Source organism: Epilithonimonas sp. UC225_85 (assembly GCF_042695135.1).
Taxonomy (GTDB): Bacteria; Bacteroidota; Bacteroidia; order Flavobacteriales; family Weeksellaceae; genus Epilithonimonas.
The window spans coordinates 2,848,759-2,868,859 of sequence record NZ_CP170547.1 but is presented as its reverse complement, the minus strand read 5'-3'; the positions used below and the strand labels follow the sequence as shown (position 1 = coordinate 2,868,859).

The 20,101-nt window shown below is 36.7% G+C and carries 20 protein-coding genes; 10 read left to right on the top strand and 10 right to left on the bottom strand.

Annotation, left to right across the window (positions count from 1 at the left end):
* Window positions 1–44 precede the first annotated feature (44 nt).
* The 8 genes from ACFJGY_RS13080 to ACFJGY_RS13045 form a co-directional block, all read right to left on the bottom strand.
* A complete protein-coding gene (locus tag ACFJGY_RS13080; protein ID WP_379964603.1) occupies window positions 45–758 on the bottom strand; it encodes a LytR/AlgR family response regulator transcription factor in 714 nt (237 codons plus the stop codon).
* Window positions 730–1,506 (bottom strand): histidine kinase, encoded by a 777-nt coding sequence (locus ACFJGY_RS13075; RefSeq protein WP_379964600.1) that lies wholly within the window; start codon window positions 1,504–1,506, stop codon window positions 730–732. Before ACFJGY_RS13075 ends, ACFJGY_RS13080 begins: the two co-directional genes overlap by 29 nt.
* 56 nt (window positions 1,507–1,562) lie before the next feature.
* Window positions 1,563–1,934, bottom strand: a complete 372-nt coding sequence (locus ACFJGY_RS13070) for a hypothetical protein (RefSeq protein WP_379964598.1) — start codon at window positions 1,932–1,934, stop codon at window positions 1,563–1,565.
* Window positions 1,935–1,942: 8 nt separating this feature from the next.
* Window positions 1,943–3,139, bottom strand: coding sequence for an alanine dehydrogenase (locus ACFJGY_RS13065; RefSeq protein ID WP_379964596.1), 1,197 nt, complete (start codon window positions 3,137–3,139; stop codon window positions 1,943–1,945).
* Window positions 3,140–3,196: 57 nt separating this feature from the next.
* Window positions 3,197–3,604: a tRNA (adenosine(37)-N6)-threonylcarbamoyltransferase complex ATPase subunit type 1 TsaE gene (gene tsaE, locus ACFJGY_RS13060; RefSeq protein WP_379964594.1), complete on the bottom strand. Its 408-nt coding sequence runs from the start codon at window positions 3,602–3,604 to the stop codon at window positions 3,197–3,199.
* A 144-nt stretch (window positions 3,605–3,748) separates the two neighbouring features.
* Window positions 3,749–4,282 carry a hypothetical protein gene (locus ACFJGY_RS13055; RefSeq protein WP_379964591.1) on the bottom strand — a complete coding sequence of 178 codons (534 nt, stop codon included), beginning with the start codon at window positions 4,280–4,282 and terminating at the stop codon, window positions 3,749–3,751.
* Window positions 4,283–4,295: 13 nt separating this feature from the next.
* Window positions 4,296–6,698 (bottom strand): hypothetical protein, encoded by a 2,403-nt coding sequence (locus ACFJGY_RS13050; RefSeq protein ID WP_379964588.1) that lies wholly within the window; start codon window positions 6,696–6,698, stop codon window positions 4,296–4,298.
* A 79-nt stretch (window positions 6,699–6,777) separates the two neighbouring features.
* Entirely contained in the window at window positions 6,778–7,434 is a 657-nt protein-coding gene (locus tag ACFJGY_RS13045) for a hypothetical protein (RefSeq protein WP_379964585.1), read from the bottom strand.
* 243 nt (window positions 7,435–7,677) lie between these two features.
* On the opposite strand from ACFJGY_RS13045, the gene dnaG reads away from it, so the two are divergent.
* The 10 genes from dnaG (at window position 7,678) to ACFJGY_RS12995 (ending at window position 18,585) form a co-directional block, all read left to right on the top strand.
* The gene (gene dnaG, locus ACFJGY_RS13040; RefSeq protein ID WP_379964582.1) at window positions 7,678–9,603 is read left to right on the top strand and encodes a DNA primase; all 1,926 of its coding nucleotides are present in this window, start codon (window positions 7,678–7,680) and stop codon (window positions 9,601–9,603) included.
* Between the two features lie 74 nt (window positions 9,604–9,677).
* The gene (gene clpP / locus ACFJGY_RS13035; RefSeq protein WP_028122990.1) at window positions 9,678–10,355 is read left to right on the top strand and encodes an ATP-dependent Clp endopeptidase proteolytic subunit ClpP; all 678 of its coding nucleotides are present in this window, start codon (window positions 9,678–9,680) and stop codon (window positions 10,353–10,355) included.
* A 294-nt stretch (window positions 10,356–10,649) separates the two neighbouring features.
* On the top strand, window positions 10,650–10,910 hold the full coding sequence (locus ACFJGY_RS13030) for a hypothetical protein (protein ID WP_379964580.1): 261 nt from the start codon (window positions 10,650–10,652) through the stop codon (window positions 10,908–10,910).
* Window positions 10,911–11,117: 207 nt separating this feature from the next.
* Window positions 11,118–12,500, top strand: a complete 1,383-nt coding sequence (locus tag ACFJGY_RS13025) for a dipeptidase (protein WP_379964578.1) — start codon at window positions 11,118–11,120, stop codon at window positions 12,498–12,500.
* Window positions 12,501–12,709: 209 nt separating this feature from the next.
* Window positions 12,710–13,411 carry an SDR family oxidoreductase gene (locus tag ACFJGY_RS13020; RefSeq protein ID WP_379964576.1) on the top strand — a complete coding sequence of 234 codons (702 nt, stop codon included), beginning with the start codon at window positions 12,710–12,712 and terminating at the stop codon, window positions 13,409–13,411.
* Between the two features lie 524 nt (window positions 13,412–13,935).
* Window positions 13,936–14,682 carry an electron transfer flavoprotein subunit beta/FixA family protein gene (locus tag ACFJGY_RS13015; RefSeq protein WP_379964574.1) on the top strand — a complete coding sequence of 249 codons (747 nt, stop codon included), beginning with the start codon at window positions 13,936–13,938 and terminating at the stop codon, window positions 14,680–14,682.
* 26 nt (window positions 14,683–14,708) lie between these two features.
* Window positions 14,709–15,659: an electron transfer flavoprotein subunit alpha/FixB family protein gene (locus tag ACFJGY_RS13010; protein WP_379964572.1), complete on the top strand. Its 951-nt coding sequence runs from the start codon at window positions 14,709–14,711 to the stop codon at window positions 15,657–15,659.
* A gap of 289 nt (window positions 15,660–15,948) precedes the next feature.
* Window positions 15,949–16,554, top strand: a complete 606-nt coding sequence (locus ACFJGY_RS13005; protein WP_379964570.1) for a bifunctional nuclease family protein — start codon at window positions 15,949–15,951, stop codon at window positions 16,552–16,554.
* A gap of 24 nt (window positions 16,555–16,578) precedes the next feature.
* On the top strand, window positions 16,579–17,958 hold the full coding sequence (locus tag ACFJGY_RS13000) for a nucleoside permease (protein ID WP_379964568.1): 1,380 nt from the start codon (window positions 16,579–16,581) through the stop codon (window positions 17,956–17,958).
* 54 nt (window positions 17,959–18,012) lie between these two features.
* Complete coding sequence (locus ACFJGY_RS12995) at window positions 18,013–18,585, top strand: hypothetical protein (RefSeq protein WP_379964566.1); 573 nt, start codon at window positions 18,013–18,015, stop codon at window positions 18,583–18,585.
* Window positions 18,586–18,598: 13 nt separating this feature from the next.
* Here the strand turns inward: ACFJGY_RS12995 and ACFJGY_RS12990 are convergent, their stop codons facing one another.
* Window positions 18,599–18,922, bottom strand: a complete 324-nt coding sequence (locus ACFJGY_RS12990; RefSeq protein WP_379964564.1) for a DUF6804 family protein — start codon at window positions 18,920–18,922, stop codon at window positions 18,599–18,601.
* A gap of 192 nt (window positions 18,923–19,114) precedes the next feature.
* Complete coding sequence (locus ACFJGY_RS12985; RefSeq protein ID WP_379964562.1) at window positions 19,115–20,092, bottom strand: chorismate-binding protein; 978 nt, start codon at window positions 20,090–20,092, stop codon at window positions 19,115–19,117.
* Window positions 20,093–20,101: the final 9 nt, after the last annotated feature.

The following is a 20,101-nucleotide window of genomic DNA, read 5'->3' as shown; positions in this document are numbered from 1 at the left end:
TAGAAATGTAATAAAATGCTTGAATTATGTACTGAAATTTGGATTTAGGATTTCTTTGTCAATTTCTCGGCAACCTGATCTCGGAAAACCTCGCTGACATTAAGTTTTAAAGGATTTCTATCGGTGGAACTGATATCAAGAATGATTTCCGAAGAAGAGAAAATCTTAATATGCTGAATATTGACCATTTCCTTTTTGTTGATCTGAACAAAGTATCTCTGAGGTAATAATTCTGACAAATGTTTGAAACTTAAATTTTTGAGAATCAGTTCTGAATTGTTTTTCAGAAAAATATCTTTGTCCCGACTGTCGATTTCAGATGTTTTGATGTAAACGATTTCGTTGGTGAAAATCACAGTTTTTCCGAGATTTGTGTTCCACTCGAATAAGCTGTTTTTCTGCTGATCTCTGAAGAGTTTTTCAACCTTTTCAAATGCCTGCTGCAAACGTTCTTTTTTGATTGGTTTCCTGACATAATCAACAACATTCAGATCAAAAGCTTCGGCTGCATATTCTTTGTAAGCGGTCGTAAAAATGATCTTTTTTCCTTTGATGAGTTCCGCAACCTGGAGACCATTGAGTCCGGGCATTTCTATGTCAAGAATGCAAAGGTCACAATCAATATTGTCAATTTCCTGAAGAAAAACTTTCGGATTGTTAAACGCCTTTACAATCTCAACACCTTCTATGTCTTCACAAAGTAATTTTAAGTAGCTGATCGCCAGAAGTTCATCGTCCAGTATAACGCATTTTATCATAAAATTCTCCCAGATTGATTTTTAAATGAGCGGTGTAAATATCATTGTTAATACTTTTCGTCAGCTTGTAATGGCTTTTGTAAATCATTTTCAGCCGTTGGTCAAAAGAGCCACTTCCGAAACCGCTATTTTCCTTTTGCATTGGTGTTTTTTCGGAAATCTTGTTACTGACTTTCATTTCGAATTGACGATTTTCCAGACTTAAATTAATAGAAATGAAAGAATCCTGAGCGAGAAAATCTGTGTGTTTGAAAGCATTTTCTATTAAATCAACAGAAATTAGTGGCGCGAAAATCTTCTCAGAATAAATAGAATCTTCCTTGTCAATTTTAGTTTTGATTCGAAGGTCAAAAAGTGGATTGATTTTGATTTTATTAATGTCAATCAGACTCATTGCAAAGTCCAGTTCAGCTTTTACGCTCACATATTTGTTACTGCTTTCGTAGAGAATGTAGTCCAGAATATTGGCCAATTTATCAAGAGAAATATAAGTCTGGTAAGCGTGCGACTGCACCGAATTCAGGATGTTTTTGAACAGATGTGGATTGAGTTTGGTTTCGATGTGTTCCAGACGTACATTTTCAAGTTTACTTTCAATCGCTTTGTAATTTTCCTCGAGAATTTTGTTTTTCATCTTTGCAGATTTGTATTTTCCGTAAAGAAAAAAACAAAGCACAATCAGAAGAAAAATGGCGAAAATCACTCCAAATAGAAAATAATCCGGGAGTAAAAGATTTCTGCCATTCATTGGATAGATGTTAGGTTTAAGAAATTAGATGTAAAATTAATATTAAATCAACAGATCTATTTTATTTTTTTTAATCCTGTAAATTCGGCCGATTCTTTACATTTGGAATAGTTGACTTCGAATCTTGGATTATTTTTCGGATAGATCAGAAGATACTGCGGGCAAGGTTTTGCCTGGGCTTTGCTTCTGTCAAAATCGATTTTTCCGCCAGCGATAATGCTGTCTTTTAGAAATTGTTCTGAGATTTTATTGGTTTCCATTTCTATTTGAAAATCCCGAGAGTAAATAAAATCTTTGGTCAATGTTTCTGCAATTACTCTGTCATTCGGGAAATAAGAGCAGCTTGTTCCTTTTTGATTCAAAATAAAGAAAACAATGATCAATCCCGGGATAAAACCAATGGCGTAGAATTTAAGTTTTTTGAACATACCAGCTCTTAGAAAATCAGAAGATTAATATCGTGATAAGGAAGATCGAATCTGTTGCAGATCAGTTGTTTTGTGTGTCTTCCTTTGTACATGTAAAGCGATTGTTTGATCTCACTTTTATGAATCAGCATATTCTCGAATCCGCCTTCTTCATCATAACCTAAAAGATAGCTCAGGAAGAAATTGCTGACTGCTTTTGTCGTCGTTCTTGGCATTTTTGAAGTCAGATTCGGTAATCCGCAATGGATCACGCCGTGTTTTACAACAAAAGGATTTTCAGTCGTTGTAAGTTCTGATGTTTCGATTACTTTTCCGTTATCAATCGTGATATCTATGATGACACTTCCTTTTTTCATTTTCATGACCATATCTTCGGTAACGATTGGAGATAAGTTAAGCCTTGGCAAAGCGCCGATGACAACGTCTGCTCTTCTAAGAGATTTGGTAAGTTCTTTAGGGTCGATGATGGATGTCGGAACGCGGCTGTCTACCAAAGTATGAAGTCTTCGAAGTTTCGAAAGCGAATTATCAAAAACTTTGACGCTTGCTCCCAATCCGATTGCGGCTTTTGTTGCGAATTCGCCGACGATTCCTGCGCCTAAAATGACAACTTCTGTTGGCCGAACGCCGGTGATACCGCCGAGCATCAATCCGTTTGACATTGCCAAAAGTTCTGACGCATATAAGATGGAAACACTTCCTGCGATCTCGCCGATCAATCGTACCAGAGAAAGCTGCTTATACTCATCCATAATGAATTCAAAGGCGATGGCATTTACTTTTTTACAGGCTAATTTCAGAAAGTAATCTTTATCTCTAAGGTTGATCTGGAGAGCCGAAATCAGATAGGTCATCGGTCTCAGATATTCGATTTCCTCTTCTGTAGGTGGATTTATTTTCAGAATAAGATCCTGAGCAAAAGCTACTTTTGGGTCGTCTGTGATCTCTGCACCAGCTTCGGAATATAACAGATCAGTGTAATGTGAACCCAAACCGGATCCGGCTTCTATGATCACTTTGTGTCCGTTATTCACTAATATCTGAACAGCATCCGGGATTATGCAAGTTCTTTTTTCGTTCAGGCAGGTTTCTTTTGGAATCCCGATGCTGAATGTTTTTCCTTTTTTTACAACTTCAAGTTTTTCTTCCTTCGGAATCAATTCTTCTTCAGTAAAAGGCGTAAATATGGTAGATGTACTGCTCATAAAAATGAATCGTTAATCAAAAATAAAGAACAAAGATAAAACAATTTTACGGTACGGTTAATTAAATTCGATTTCACGTCCGGATTCTGTATTGTTGATGGAAATTTTGTGATAGTCATAACCTTCGAGTTCATCCATATAGATCTCCGGCCATTCGATAATTGAGAGATAGCAATTGTCAAGATATTCCTCGATCCCAAAGTCGTAAGCTTCTTCTACAGACTTCAATCTGTAAAGATCAAAATGGAAAACTTTTCCTTTTGGTGTATCATATTCGTTTACGATAGAGTAGGTTGGTGAGGATATTTCGTCCTTACTTCCAAGTTCTTTCATAAGAAATTGTGAAAATGTCGTTTTCCCTGCACCAAGATTACCTTTTAATAAGAGGATCGGATATTTTATTTCTGGGATGATTTTTTTTACGACATTATCCCATTCGGTAAGATTATTAATTGAAAAGTTCATTTTTATTTTTTGCAAAATTAAAATATTCGAGAAAGACTTGACTTATATATTTGGAATTTCTCTTTATATTAAAATAAAAATAGGAGAAAAATTTCTCTTTCTCCTATTATAAATAATTATTGTTACAAATTTATTTTGATGATTCTAAGGTCTCCAGAATGTCCATACACTTCCGTTAAAAACCGACAGCACTTTTGCCGTTGTGTCATAAACCATCATTCCCGGTGCGGGATTGATAATGTTGAGATGCGGACTCGCTACTTTTGGTAAGACCATTGCTTTGTCGGTATCTTCCAGCACCAAAATTCCTGGTGTTGCTGTTACGGTACCGATTGCAAATTTGGAATTTGTAGCCTCTGTGGCGGCATTCTGTATTGTAATACCATCTACAGAGCTTATAGGATCTACGGTTGTTCCTGCAGTATTGATTGAAAGATCTTTCCAGGCTGCAGAGTATTTTACCTTTACTTTTTTATCTGTCAGATCATAGACCATTGTTCCGTTTACAACACCGGTTACAGAAGCAGTACTCGTTACCCAAGGTAATAATAGTCCTCTATTGCCTGTTCCGAACTCCAACGAAACTGAAGTGTTTGATACGGCAGTTTTCCCAACAGCTACCTGCGCAGATGCAAAAATAGCAAAGAAAGTCGAATATAATATGATAATGTTTTTCATTGTTTTCAATTTGTTAGTTAACGTCTGAACAGGTTTGGTTATTAAAACATTTCCATCCCGCTGCAGTTCCATCAGTATTGATCTGAAGACAATCTAAAGTGGTGTTGTAAACCATCATCCCTTCTATCAGGCTGGCAGCAGGAATAGCAGTAATCTGAGCGGTCGTCAGTCTGTTTGGTACAAAGCCTTTTGTTTTAGCTTCCAGAGCCGTCCAGGCACCTTTTCTTACCATTGGCCAGTTGCTTCCAATTGTTCCGGCTCTTTGTAAAGATGTAATTCCCTGGTTTGTGTCCAGTGCAGTTCCGGCTGTAACGACAGGTTTATAGCAAATACAAGAGTTAACGCTTGCGTTCTGAGAATCGCCAATGCCTTGTCCCACGTCAGATGTTCCGTCTGTATTATCGGCAACGCCGGCCGTTCCGGAAGTATTCATAACAGCATAATTCACAAGTTCCGGAACGCCATTTGCACCGGCTATTTTACTTACAACTTGTATAGGTGTGCCTGTGGCTGTACCATTTGCTAAAACTTTGATCTGCCCTCTATAAGCATAATTAGTGTCTGTAGAAACAAGACTGAGAGAATGGACCTGATCAAATTTAACCGTTTCGGAACCTTCTATAGAATCCGGGCAACCGTCTCCATCGCTATCAACGTCAAATTGATTCGATAAACCATCACCATCAGGATCACAAACGCCATTTTTGACCCCATTTCCTCTTCCTGTAATGTATGTCGCACCAACAACTGCTTGTGTTAACTGGATAGTATTGGCTCCTGTCTGATTCCAAACAATATTATTAAATGCATTTCCATTATAAAGTTGTAATGGGGACAAAGGACCACCACCTACTTTACTGCCATACATATTCACAGCCCCGTTTTTGTGTATGATAATTCTTACTAAAGGTGCTGCGGCGCTTCCTGTCATTTGATAAATCTGAGGAACAGAGCCGCTACCATAAGTTGCGCCGTCTAAAAATCGAACATTATCAGTCTGGTCTGGCTGAAACTCCAATTTAGTTGTTGATAAGTTGGTACCATTGATATTCAAATTAAATGAATTGTCAAGTGTATAAACATCGAATATAAATCCTAAGTCCGCTGCTGGTGCAGAGAAATTTGTCACGGTGCCATCAGTAGAGCTGAAATTAACATCTACAACGCTATCGGGACATTCAAAAATGTCAAGTATTCCATCATTGTCAGAATCCAAATCTTGAGAATTTCCAATTGTGTCTCCGTCAGTATCACTATCTACCAAAACGTTAACTGTACAGGCTGTGGTGCTTCCATTTAGATTCACAGTAAGCGTTCTTGTGCCGCCAGCTCCTGTTCCGTTATAGATTAACGGAACCTGGATAGATGTTGTAGCAGCTGTAACATTAACAGAGTATGCCGGATTGGTAAAATCTGTTCCAGTAACATTGACAATATATGTCCCGGGTCCATAAACATTACTAATAGGAATGTTGATGAATTTCTGATTAGGCGCGGTTCCAGTGGCATTTCCGCTGGCTACACCTGCAACAAATGGTACGCTGGAAGTTTGAGTTATGTTTCCACAAGTAAATTGAAAAGGAACATAATAAGGAACAGTTCCTAAATCCAAATTTAGAAAACCTCCGCCCGTGTAAGTAGCTACTAAAGAAGAAGTACCATCAAAAATATTAATTCTTCGAACAGTAATAGTATTTGGATTGACAGAAGTAGCAATATAGACATAACCCTGTAGGTAGGCCATTCCCTGTATTGATGTAACACTGGCTGCAACACCGCTGATCGTTACAGCTTTCGTAGCTACTCCTGTTGCTATAGATATTTTATAAAGATATCTCGTAGTGGTACCTGCTACTGTATTATCAATAAACATATAGATATTATTCTGATAATCAAAGAATGTATCAGTTCCTACCGTGGTACCGTTAGTCCATTCTGTATCTCCGGTTATTGTAACAGCTGGACCAGCCGGATATACGGGATAAAGAATTTTACTGCCCGAAGAAAAACCGTAAACATTACCAAAATATGGCCCAGGAACGTTATTCGTTGCGTAACCTCCAATTTGGACAGGTAATGTTACTCCGTTTATAATTGTGCCATTTTTATATAATGACGATCCTGCTGCATTATCAGAATTTATATAAACAAGATTAGCAGAATTACCTCCGGGTACATCGTAACCCACGGCTATATTACTTGCCCGGTCAGCAGATGTTGTACTAAAATTGGGTGAGCCGGTTACAGGAGTTGGCAATGCTATTGCTGTAGCGGGTGTTGCGGACAACGCAGTAATATCATAAATTCTACCTGTACTTTCCAGTGACAAATAAAGCCTGTCTGCAGTTTGTGAAAAAAGCATTCCGCTGCTTAGCAGCACGAATACTAAAATATAAAGTAAATTTAATTTTCTCATTAAAAATTATTGTTGTTAAATATCGAATCCTTCCCTGAGATTGATTCTCACGGAAAATATTATTAAAAAAACTGAATAATTAAATCAGACCGGGAGGAGGTCTTACAGAAAAAACATTACTAAATACCTGTAATTTCGAATTGTTGGTTTTATAAAAATGATTGATGTAAAGTGAAAATACTAAAGAAATATTTTCTAACCTTACATTATAATTTATAAAATATTTTGATAAAGATGAATCATTTGTAGGCGGAACAAAGGAAATTCTTGCAGAATAAGAACCCGTCAGGAATTGATTGCCTTCATCCGTATTTTTTATTTGTAGATTGGTATCTTTTTTAGGATAAGTCTCCGATTTGTATTTGTTTTCCCTTTTAGAAGCTAAAACAATATTTTTGGATTTTTTCTTCTTAGAGATTAGTTTTGGAGATTTGCCGGCATTCTTGGCAGTTATTTTTAATACCGTATTGTTGCTCAGTTCAACAATTTCTGAAGTTGCCTTTATGCTTTTGTTATTACGGATCTGATCATTAAAAGCCTTGTCTTTTGAATAAATAAAAGCATCGCCGGTAACTGTTATAACCGTATTTGTATTAATCTGTCCTTCCGGTTTTTCTTGTGCCGAGAAAAGACTGATGAGAAAAACAAAAAAAAGTACGAACAAACGCTGAATTTTTTTTAAAAAAACAGTTTCCATCCCTACTTGTGCATTTGAAGACTTTGCGTCTTTTCTCATTTTGCAAAAATAATATAAAATAAATTATTTTTTTATATAAAATGTAAATTTAATATTTGCATCATATTGGATTTTCAAATTTAGACTCAATTTTTTTACTTTGTTAATAATGGTGCTGTTCAGACATATACCTTTCACCTTATTCAGTCTGAAGATTCAAAATACATTTTTTTAAATTGTATAAATTCGAAATTCCAATTCGGGATTTTTTGTTTACAGACTTAAAAATTCTAAATTTACCTCGTGATTACAAAAGAAACCATAGATCAGATTTTTTCGACCATTCGGGTTGAAGAAATCATTGGCGAATACGTTCAATTGAAAAGAGCGGGCTCCAACTTCAAGGGTCTGAGTCCTTTTCATGAGGAAAAATCGCCAAGTTTTGTCGTTTCTCCAAGCAAGCAGATTTGGAAAGATTTCTCCACAGGAAAAGGTGGTACTGCCATTTCTTTCCTGATGGAAATCGAGAATTTCACATATCCGGAAGCACTTCGCCACGCTGCGAAGAAATACGGAATCGAAATCAAGGAAGACGTAAAAGAATATTCCGAAGAACAGATACAAGCGCAAACCGAACGTGATATTCTGTACAAAATCCACGAGATTGCCAATGATTTTTTCCAAACGCAACTTTGGGAATCTGAGGAAGGTCAAATGATCGCCTATTCTTATTTCAAAGAAAGAGAACTTCGGGATGATATTATCAAGAAATTCCAACTCGGATATTCTCCCGAAAAGAAAAATGCCTTCACCGAATTTGCTTTAGATAAAGCTTATTCCAAAGAAATACTAGAGAAATCCGGACTTTCCATTTTTCCGGAAAATTCACCTTCCGGGATTGACAGATTCCGTGATCGTGTAGTTTTTCCAATCCATAGTTTTTCCGGTCGAGTTTTAGGTTTTGGCGCAAGGATCCTTAAGAATAATGTCAAAACGGCTAAATATCTCAATTCTCCCGAAACCGAAATTTACCATAAGTCCAACGTTCTTTATGGTCTGAATCAAGGCAAACAGGCCATTTCCAGAAAAAATCTATGCCTTTTGGTGGAAGGTTATATGGACGTTGTTTCGCTTCACCAATCTGGAATTGAAAACGTGGTGGCGAGTTCCGGAACGTCTTTGACAACGGAACAAATTAAACTCATCAAACGTCTCACCGAAAATGTAACAATCCTTTTCGATGGTGATAATGCAGGAATCAAAGCCAGCTTCCGAAGCATCGATATGTTGCTTTCCGAAGGGATGAATATCCGGGTTTTGCTTTTCCCGGACGGCGACGATCCGGATTCTTTCGCCAGAAAACATCCGCAAGAATATGTTGAAAATTTCATTGACAAAGAAGCTAAGGATTTTATCGATTTCAAAGCAGAAATTCTTCTCAGAGATGCAGGAACTGACCCGATCAAAAAAGCTGAAGCGATCCGTGATATTGTCAAATCTGTCGCCTTCGTTCAGAATGGATTGAAACGTGAAGTTTATTTGAAAGAGGTTTCCAATAAATTTGGTCTCAGCGAGCAAAGTTTGTTCAATGAACTTGAGATTCATAAAAACGCACCAAATCAGGAAAGAAAACCTTCGTCGACTCAGGAAAAACAAGTTACGCAGAAGCTGGAAGTCGTTCAGGAAGCTTTAATAACAATAAATCCGCTTTTGGTCCTCGAAGAAAAATTGGTAGATCTGATGCTGAAATATGGTGATCTCATTCTCGATAGAAAAGATCACGAAGGCAACGATTATCAGATCACTGTCATAGAAGAGATCCTGAATCATCTGAACGAGGATGATTATGAAATACAACTCAATATCAATCAAAAAATAATTTCCGAAATCAAAGAGGGAATCGAGCAGAAGGAATTGCGGTCCGGTCAGTTTTTCTTTAATTTTATGGACGAGGAAGTGTCAGGAAAACTGGCAAATGCACTTATTGATAATTACCAGACCAGCAATTGGAATCAGCATAATATCTATTTCAGCACAGAGGAAGAAGTCGTCCCAAAGCTTGTTTCAGACATTGTTCTGCGACACAAAAGAGAATATGTTGTGAAACTCATCAATGATCTCAAAAATTCTCTCAACGATGATGAAGATAGAACGCAGGTTTACCAGCAAATTATCCTTCTCACTCAATTAAAGAACAAATTAGACAGCGAATTATTTCGCATTTTGTGACAGAAAGTCCTACTTTAGCAAAGGAATAGAAATTGCAAACTCAATAAAAGATTTAAAAAACAACCACAGATAATATGGACATTAAAAAAGAATTCAGAGATTTCTCAGTAAAACATTTGGGAAACAACGGTCTGGTGACAGATCAATATATGGGAATGTTTAACCCGACCAACCTGACGCCTTACATTATGGAGGAGCGTAGAATGAACGTTGCACAAATGGACGTTTTCTCCCGATTGATGATGGACAGGATCATTTTCTTGGGAACAGGGATCGACGACCAAGTGGCAAATATCGTGACGGCACAATTGCTTTTCTTGGAAAGTTCTGACTCGGCGAAAGACATTCAGATCTACATCAATTCCCCTGGTGGAAGCGTTTACGCTGGATTGGGAATCTATGACACAATGCAGATCATCAAACCAAACGTAGCGACAATCTGTACAGGAATCGCAGCATCAATGGGCGCAGTTCTTTTGGTAGCAGGCGAAAAAGGAAAACGTTCCGCCTTGAAACACTCAAGAGTGATGATTCACCAGCCAAGCGGCGGTGCGCAAGGTGTAGCTTCCGATATGGAAATCAACTTGAGAGAGATGCTGAAGTTGAAAAAAGAACTTTATGATATCATTTCAGACCACTCCGGACAAACTTACGAATGGGTTGAGAAAGCGTCTGACAGAGATTACTGGATGACTTCCACCGAAGCTAAGGAATACGGAATGGTAGACGAAGTTCTGGAAAGAAAAGCTTAATAAGCAATTGATAAATTAAAAAAAACCTGATTCATTTGAGTCAGGTTTTTATTTGGGCGCCTTTATCCGCCCTCCGTTCCCGCTATTTTTGCCAGGGCTTTTCCCTCAGCAAAAAAATGAGCTCCACTCAAGTCGGGGCGCGCTTCGCAAAGTCGAGGTTTTGTCTACATTTCAAATTTCCACGCAAAACTAAATTAGACTTATTATAGAGTACACTAATTATATACATTTTACAAAAAATAATTTTGCCGAAAATTCCTTTTTCACTACTTTTGACGCATCAAAATTATAAGAATGAAAAAATCAGTGATATTGTTGGCTTCCGCTATTTTAGTTGTTTCTTGTGACATTCCTGCCGGAGGGAACAAAGGGCGTTTGAAAAAAACAGACGAAATTGTAAGATATGATGACCCAAATGCACCTCACGGAACTTATAAGCCGACTGCAGATACTGCAAAAGCTGTACACACAATTGCTGATACAGCAAAAGCAACTTCAATGGAATCCAAAGCAACCGCTCCATCAGCTACTGAAGCACCAAAAGCTGAGCACTAGTCAGAATTTTATAAAAATATTATAACAAAAAATGTCTTGCGTTTGCAGGACATTTTTTATTTTTACGAACCTCATATAAAGAAAAAATATATTAATGTGATTATTGTTTTCTTTGATGAGTTTTACGCCTTTGCGAAACTTAAAATATTTTCAATAATTAAAAAAATCTTTCCGCTCTTTGCGTTCAAAAAATAATTATAATAAAAAATGAGTACAACACAAACATACATCAACGAAAACAAACAACGTTTTCTCGACGAACTTTTCGACATCCTTAGAATCGCTTCCATCAGCGCAGATCCAGCCTACAAATCCGAAGTGCTGAAATGTGCCGACGAAGTAGCAAAACACCTAAAAGTTGCAGGTGCAGACAATGTGGAAATCCTTGAAACCAAAGGTTATCCAATCGTTTTTGGAGAGAAAATCATTGACACCAATTTACCAACCGTTTTGGTTTACGGACATTACGATGTTCAGCCGGCAGATCCATTGGAATTATGGACAAGCGACCCATTCGAACCAGTTGTGAAAACGACCGAGCTTCATCCGGAAGGTGCTATTTTCGCTAGAGGTTCCGCAGATGATAAAGGCCAATTCTTTATGCACGTAAAAGCGTTTGAAGCGATGATGAAAACCGATTCTTTGCCTTGTAATGTCAAGTTTTTGATTGAAGGAGAAGAAGAGGTTGGCTCTGCTAGTCTTGCAGATTTCCTGGAAGATAATAAGGAAAAACTAAGCTGCGATGTGATTTTAATTTCCGACACCCATATTTATTCTAATGAACAGCCAACTGTTACAACAGGTTTGCGAGGTTTAAGTTATGTCGAAGTTGAGGTAGAAGGTCCAAATCGTGATCTTCATTCCGGACTTTATGGCGGCGCAGTTCCGAATCCAATCAATGTATTGTCTAAGTTGATAGGCAATTTGATTGATGAAAAAGGACACATTACAATCGATGGTTTTTATGACAATGTCTTGATCGTTTCCGATGAAGACAGAGCCGAAATGAATAAACTGAAAGACGATCCGGAAGGCTACAAAAAATCGATTGGCCTTAATGATATTCAGGGAGAAGAAGGTTACACGACTTTGGAAAGAGCTTCCATCAGACCAACTTTAGATGTCAACGGAATCTGGGGCGGTTACATTGGTGAAGGTGCAAAAACGGTGATTGCTTCCAAAGCTTTTGCGAAAATTTCAATGAGATTGGTTCCAAACCAAACACCTGAAGAGATCACAGAAAAATTCACAAAATACTTCGAAAAGATCGCTCCGAAAAGTGTAAAAGTAAAAGTAACACCTCACCACGGCGGAATGCCTTACGTTTTGGAAAGCGATACCAAAGAATTCCAGGCGGCAAAAAAAGCAATGGAAAAAGCGTTTGGGAAGGAAGTATTACCGTATAGAAGTGGCGGAAGTATTCCAATTACGTCTTTGTTCGAGAAAGTGTTGGGCGCAAAATCTGTATTGATGGGATTTGGTTTGGATTCCGACGCAATCCATTCACCAAACGAACATTACGGACTTTACAATTATTACAAAGGAATAGAAAGTATCCCTTATTTCTTTGAGTTTTACGCAAAAGGATAAAAAATTAAAGACAGTTTGATGCTGTCTTTTTTTATATAATGTTAATCAAGAAATGAGATAGGATTGTTTAAATTAGTCTCGCTGATTGGACAGATTAAGCAGATTTTTTCTCTTATTAAATCTGCAAAATTTGCCTGATCTGCGAGAAATATTATAAATCTTTTTTTAAATGGTCTGTCTGTTTAATTAAAATAAAAATTTATCAAATTATGTCAAAAGTTATATACATCACAGGCGGAACCAAAGGAATCGGTTTCGGAATTGCAGAAGTCTTGCTGAAAAACGGTCACAAAGTCGCCATCAGCGGAAGAAAACAGGAAGATGTTGATAAAGCTGTTTCGGAACTTAAAGTGATTTCAGAAAGTATTTTCGGAGTCAGTTCAGACGTCAGGAATTTTAATGATGAAGAGAATGCCGTTTCCAAGATTATAGGAAGATTTGGAAGTCTCGACGTTGTTATTGCCAATGCCGGGTTAGGAATCTTCAAACCAGTGGATGAACTAAGTATCGAAGATTGGAACGCTATGCAGGAAACCAATCTGACAGGCTGTTTCTATTCATTGAAAGCGTCGGTTGAAGAACTCAAAAAATCGGAAGGTTATTACATTACGATTGCCAGTCTTGCCGGAACCAACTTCTTTGAAAATGGTGCTGGATACAACGCTTCGAAGTTTGGAGTTGTCGGTTTTACGCAAGCTGCAATGATTGACCTTAGAAAATACAACATCAAAGTTTCTACAATAATGCCGGGTTCTGTGGCCACATATTTCAATGGAAATGTACCTTCAGAAAAAGACGAATGGAAAATCCAGCCGGAAGATATGGGAAATCTCGTCCTAGATATGCTGAATATGAATCCAAGAGTTTTGCCAAGTAAAATTGAATTCAGAGCAAGCCAGGTTAAGAAATAACTCAAGTTAGATTTTTAAAATCAACAAAAAATCTATAGGAATAAAAGTCAATATTTTTCAACGGTTAAGGGTATTTTTAAAAACCTACATACCTTTTAATAAGAAGACACTAGAGTTTTGATAAAAAGACACGTGTGTTTACATAAAAAGACACGAGAGTTTTAGTGAAAAGACACGTGTGTTTTTCAACACCTATACAAACGCTCTGTTCATAGGACTTGCATAGGGATGGTTTTTAGAGTTTTATTAAGATAAAAATAGTAGCTGAAAACAGCTGAATCTCAATATAAAGATGTACGCTTTTAAAATCAATTTTTTAATTTTTCTTAATTAAGACATAAAAATGCAATTGGTTTTTTACCAAATTAATCAGTGTTTATAGGCTTTGTTATTTGTGAAAATTCTAAATATCCGATTAATAAAGGCTTACAGAATCCTATTTAATAAATAACAATAAATTATGCATGCATAGCATTTTTTATATAAATTAGCCAAATTCATATAACAAAATATATCACAATAAAATGAAAATATTAGTTTGTATTAGTAGTGTTCCAGACACTACAAGTAAAATTAACTTTACGGCAGACAAGTCTGCATTCGACAAAAACGGAATCCAGTGGGTGATAAATCCTTTGGACGAATTTGCTTTAACAAAAGCTATAAAATTACAGGAATCTCAAGGCGCAACAGTAACCGTTGTGAATGTTGGAGATGCAGGAACAGAAGCAGTTATCAGAAAAGCTTTGGCAATAGGAGCGAATGATGCAATAAGAGTTAATACAGAAGCTAAAGACAGTTTTTCTGTAGCTAAAGAAATTGCGAAAGTGGCTCAGGATGGCGGTTACGAATTGATCCTAATGGGAAAAGAATCCATCGATTATAATGGAGGTGCAGTTCCGGGAATGGTAGCGCAATTGCTTAATTTTCCTTTTGTAAATGCATCTGTTGGATTAGAAGTGAATGGTTCAGAAGCGACTGCTGTAAGAGAAATCGAGGGTGGAAAAGAAACTATTTCTGTAAAACTACCGGCTGTTGTCGCAGGACAAAAAGGTTTGGTAGATGAAAAAGATCTCATCATCCCGAATATGAGAGGCATTATGTCTGCAAGAACGAAAGCATTAGTTGTTGTTGAACCTTCTAACACAGAAGTAAAAGTGGAAGCGGTTTCCTTTGACAGTGTTGCACCAAGGGCAGCTGTGAAACTGGTTTCTGCGGATAACCTGGACGAATTGGTAAGATTACTTCACGAAGAGGCAAAAGTAATTTAATTCTTTAATCTTTAAATTTTAAAATCATGGCAGTATTCGTATATGCAGAAAATATAAACGGAATTTATAAAAAAGCAGCATTTGAAGCCGTTTCTTATGCAAAGGCAATCGCAGCAAAAACCGGAGATTCAGTTACAGCGATTTCTATCAATCCTACAGATTCTTCAGATCTACTTTACAAATATGGCGCAGATAAAGTCATCAATGTAAAAGATGCAGGTCTTAAGAATTTCAGTTCCAAAGCTTATGCAGAAGCAATAGCTCAGGTTTTCGACGGAAACATCATCGTTTTTCCTCACACAACAGATGCATCGTCTGTTGCGCCAATGTTGGCAATTCAGAAAAATTATTCTTTGATCACCAACGCAATTGAAGTTCCTGAAAGCACTTCTCCTTTCCAGGTTAAAAGAAGAGCATTTTCAGGAAAAGGATTTATGCACGCAAAAGCAGATGCAGTGGGCGTTATTGTAACCGTTTCTCAGAATGCTTATGGTATTAAGGAAAATCAGGCGTCCGGTTCAGAAGAAGTGAAAGAATTGAGCATCGCCAACGAAGATACAAAAGTGATCAACCACGAACAATCTTCAGGTAAGCTTGATCTTAAAGAAGCAGAAGTTGTAGTTTCGGCTGGTAGAGGTCTGAAAGGTCCTGAAAACTGGGGAATGATCGAAGATCTGGCAAACGTTTTGGGCGCAGCAACCGCTTGCTCCAAACCGGTTTCCGATATCGGTTGGAGACCTCACACAGAACACGTTGGACAGACTGGGAAAGCAATTTCTCCGAATCTTTACATTGCGGTTGGTATTTCCGGTGCAATCCAGCATTTGGCTGGTGTGAACAGTTCCAAGACAATTGTTGTGATCAATAACGATGCGGAAGCACCTTTCTTCAAATCTGCGGATTATGGAGTAGTGGGCGACGCTTTCCAGATCATCCCTGCATTGACAGAGAAAATCAAAGCTTTGAAGGGAGCGTAAAATTCCTCAAAATAAATTCAAAACCTGAGTCATTGACTCAGGTTTTTTCGTTTTAAGAAATATGATTATTTCAGCAGCTTCATCCTTCCTCCGTTCCCGCTTTTTTCGTTTTTATCAAAAACGAAAAAGAGCTCCACTCAGGCCGGGCTGCTGCAATTCAGCATTTTAAAAATTTGTTTTATTAATTATCAAATCGGAATAGTTAAAAATCTAATGATTTATTAGCGAAAACAACGTAAAAATCAACAATTTCTCAATGAAAATTACCAAAAAATTTTATATTTGCTAAATGGATTATAAAAAATTAATCATACGCGGAATATCCTACAGCCAAACCCAATCGGGAGCTTATGCGCTGTTACTGGAACATGAAGAAACATCAGTCAAATTGCCTGTTGTTATAGGAAATTTTGAAGCTCAATCCATTTCTTTAGGATTAGAAAAAGACATCAATCCACCTCGTCCATTGACGCACGATCTGTTCACCCAGTTTGTGAAAAATACAAACTTCAAGATCGAATCTGTCATCATCTATCAGATCAAAGACGGCGTTTTCTTCTCAAATATCAATTTCAAGAATCCATTGTCAGACGAAGAACTGATTCTGGACGCCCGAACCTCTGATGCTGTTGCAATGGCTGTCCGTTTTGATGCGCCGATTTTCACGACTTCCGATGTTTTGAATGAAGCCGGAATTTTATTGGAACTCGATGAAACACCGAAAACAGGAGATGAAGAACCCGAATCCGAAGAAGTTGCAGATTTCAATGATCTTTCAGGCCTCACGTTAGAGGAACTGAATCAATTATTGGCAGATGCCGTGAAAGAAGAGGATTATGACACTGCGCTCAGACTTCAGGAGGAAATCAAAAAGAGAAATAAAAAAATCGATTAACCAATACTAATATCATTTTATATAATGAGTCTAAAATTACGATTGACAATACTTAGCTTTCTGCAATTCTTTGTTTGGGGAGCTTGGCTGATAACGATGGCAAACTTCTGGTTTGGGACCAAACATTGGGATGGGACGCAGTTCGGTGCTGTTTTCGGAACAATGGGAATTGCCTCGATTTTTATGCCAACCATCACGGGAATCATCGCAGACCGTTGGGTCAATGCTGAGAGAATCTATTCTGTTTTGCAAATTCTTTACGGTGTTGTGCTTTTCATTCTGCCACATTCGGAAACACCGGATTCATTCTTTTATATTATGTTGTTGGCAATGTGTTTTTATATGCCGACTATTGCTTTGACCAACTCTATTTCTTATACCATTCTGAAAAACAGTCATTTGGATGTTGTAAAAGACTTTCCGCCCATCAGAGTTTGGGGAACAATCGGATTTATCGTTGCAATGTGGATCACAAATCTTACAGGAAACAAATCAACAGAAGGGCAGTTTTATATAGCTGGCGGTGTTGCAATATTATTAGGCTTATATGCATTAACACTTCCAAAGTGTCCGCCCCAGAAATTAATTGATAAAAGTGCACCGCTTTCTGAACAATTGGGACTGAACGCTTTTAAGTTATTCGGTAACTTCAAAATGGCATTGTTCTTTTTATTTTCAATGCTTTTAGGCGCAGCTTTGCAATTAACAAATGCTTATGGTGATGTTTTCTTAAGTGAATTTGCAAATTTTCCAAAATATGCCAACTCAATTGTTGTAGAAAAATCAACAATAATTATGTCTATTTCTCAGATTTCTGAGACTTTATTTATTCTTGCAATTCCATTTTTCCTGAGAAAGTTCGGGATCAAAAAGGTAATGCTGATAAGTATGTTTGCCTGGGTTTTACGCTTTGGGCTGTTTGCTTTTGGAGATCCCGTGAATGGACTTTGGATGATTATCCTATCTTGTGTGGTTTACGGAATGGCTTTCGATTTTTTCAATATCTCGGGCTCACTTTTTGTGGAAACTACAACGGATAAAAAAATACGTTCTTCTGCTCAAGGTTTATTTATGATGATGACCAACGGTTTTGGAGCTGTTCTTGGAAGTTATATTGCTGGCTGGGCAATTGACAAATTCTTTACAATTAAATTTACCACAGTCAACGAATTATCATCCTATCTGCAAACAACGCCTGAGAATACTACTTTTTTGGGAATATTGAAAAATTCATTTAATTCTATGGTTAATGCTGACGGCACTTTATCAAACGTTGTATTTGTAAAAGACTGGCATCAGATCTGGCTTTATTTTGCAGCGTATTCTTTGGTTATTGCTGTACTTTTTGGTTTGTTTTTCAGACATAAGCATACAATTGCAGACGTTGAAACCATCAATCATTAAATAATCTGCAATAATCTTGGCATATTTTTGTATGTTTATAAAGAAAATAAAATTATGAGAAAAATAGTAACAAATATATTGATGATTTCTGCTATTCTGGTAGCTGGTAATGTCATCAACAGTTGTAGTAAAGTAGAGGATATAATTGATGATATTTCGATTCCAGTTCCGTTTACAATACCTGTAAATTTTGATGCTCAGATTCCATTGGCAACTGCGAATACAACAGACCCTGTAACATATCCGGAAATTCCTGTTAATATTGACGTAGATGCTAAAATCAAAGAAGCATATCCGTCTTTGTCAATTAATAATCTAAAGTCAGCAAAATTAAATAGTTTCAGTATTGAGCTGATTCCTACGACTGGTGGTTTGGAATTAGATGCGATCAAGGATGCGAAATTATATATAAAAACACCTGATCTTCCCAAAAAACCTATTGCCGAAGTAACGGGCAATACAAATAAATCAATTATTAATTTCACGCCAACAGCAAACACAGATCTTATTGATTATTTAAAATCAAAACAAAACTCTTTTATTCTCGAGATTACAGGTTCAAAAGTAGCTGCAGGTATTATCAAAATTAAAGTAAACGCTGGCTTTAAAGTAGAAGTAGGATTATAAAATAAAAGATGACTTAACGGTCATCTTTTTTTGTGTAATCTTCATAGGGATTTTCCTCTGCAAATAAAATATTGAGGATCATCCCAATGATGACTATAACATAAATAATTACCCATAAAAAGTGTGGAAATGGTAATGTTATAAAAGGGTTATAAAGAATCGTCAGTACTATAAAGATTTTCATATCCAGATGATCTCTCCTTTGGGAAGCATCATAAGTGAGCCACGCGAAACCAGCAAACAGTATATATCCGGAAATCCTGCCAAATAGATAAGGCATTTTCAAAAGGCATAAAATCAATATACCAGTTAAAATTAATTTTAAAAGCTGATTCATATTTGTCAGTTTGTTGTAAAATTAATAAAATAATTAATAAATAAATAAAAAAAAACCGAAATCTTATGATTTCGGTTTTAAATAATGTCACTATTGTAAAATATTAATAAAAGTAATTTTAAAAGAATATTTATAAAAAAATTATGACTTAAAATTAAACTTACATCGGCTAAATAAACATTTCTTATTTGTTTATTCAAAAATCAAATTATTCTGTATAGCCAAAGATTTCAATTCTGTTTCTTCCCATTCTTTTTGTGAATCGCTTTTCAAAGTAATGCCGCCGCCAACAAATAGAAAAGCGTAATTTTTAAAAAAACTGGCACATCTCAGATTTACAAAATAATAGATAAAATCTTCGGTTTCTAATTTAATATAACCGGCATAGAATTCACGGTTAAAATGCTCAATGCTTTTAATTCCCTGAGCGCAAAGTTCTTTTGGAAAACCACAGACGGCAGGCGTTGGATGTAATTCGGATATGATTTTATCCAGACTTTCCGGACTTATTTCTGCCGAGAAATCAGTTTTCAAATGTTTGATATTTCCGGAGATGAGGTCTTTGGTTGAAGAAATTTTTAAGTTGGATGAGAATTTTCTCAAAATGGATTGTATATAATCCGTCACTGCTTTTTGCTCCTCAATTTCTTTATCTGTCCAGGTTTCTTCCAATGGAAGGGTTCCGGCCACGCTCATTGTCTCGAAGGCATTCGTTCTTTTATCAAATTTTCCCAAAACCTCAGAGAATCCGCCCATCCAGATTTCATTATTTTTTTCGAAGAGATAACAGAAAGCAGAAGGGTAGCTGTCACAGAACTTCAGAAAGCTTTTTGTGAGGGATAATTTCTTTTCAGAATCGATGTCGAGATACATCAATAGTTTTCTCCTGGAAAGAACAAGTTTTTTAAGCTCATTTTTCTCAATAAAATCTTTAGCCTGAGAGATTTTCAGTGCATAAGAATCCTGAGTTTCTTTCCCGATTTCTATTAGAGAGCTTTTGTTTTTCGGAGAAACAGTTTGGTTTTCAATATTCTCTCTTGCGATTTCCTTAATAGAACCTTTGAAATCAAGAACTGTTTTTGTGTCAAAGCTTACAAACGAAACCTGTTTTTCCTGAGAATTTTCCAGCGTATGAAAAACATCTGAATCGGGCAATCTGAAAACGATCATATTGATAGA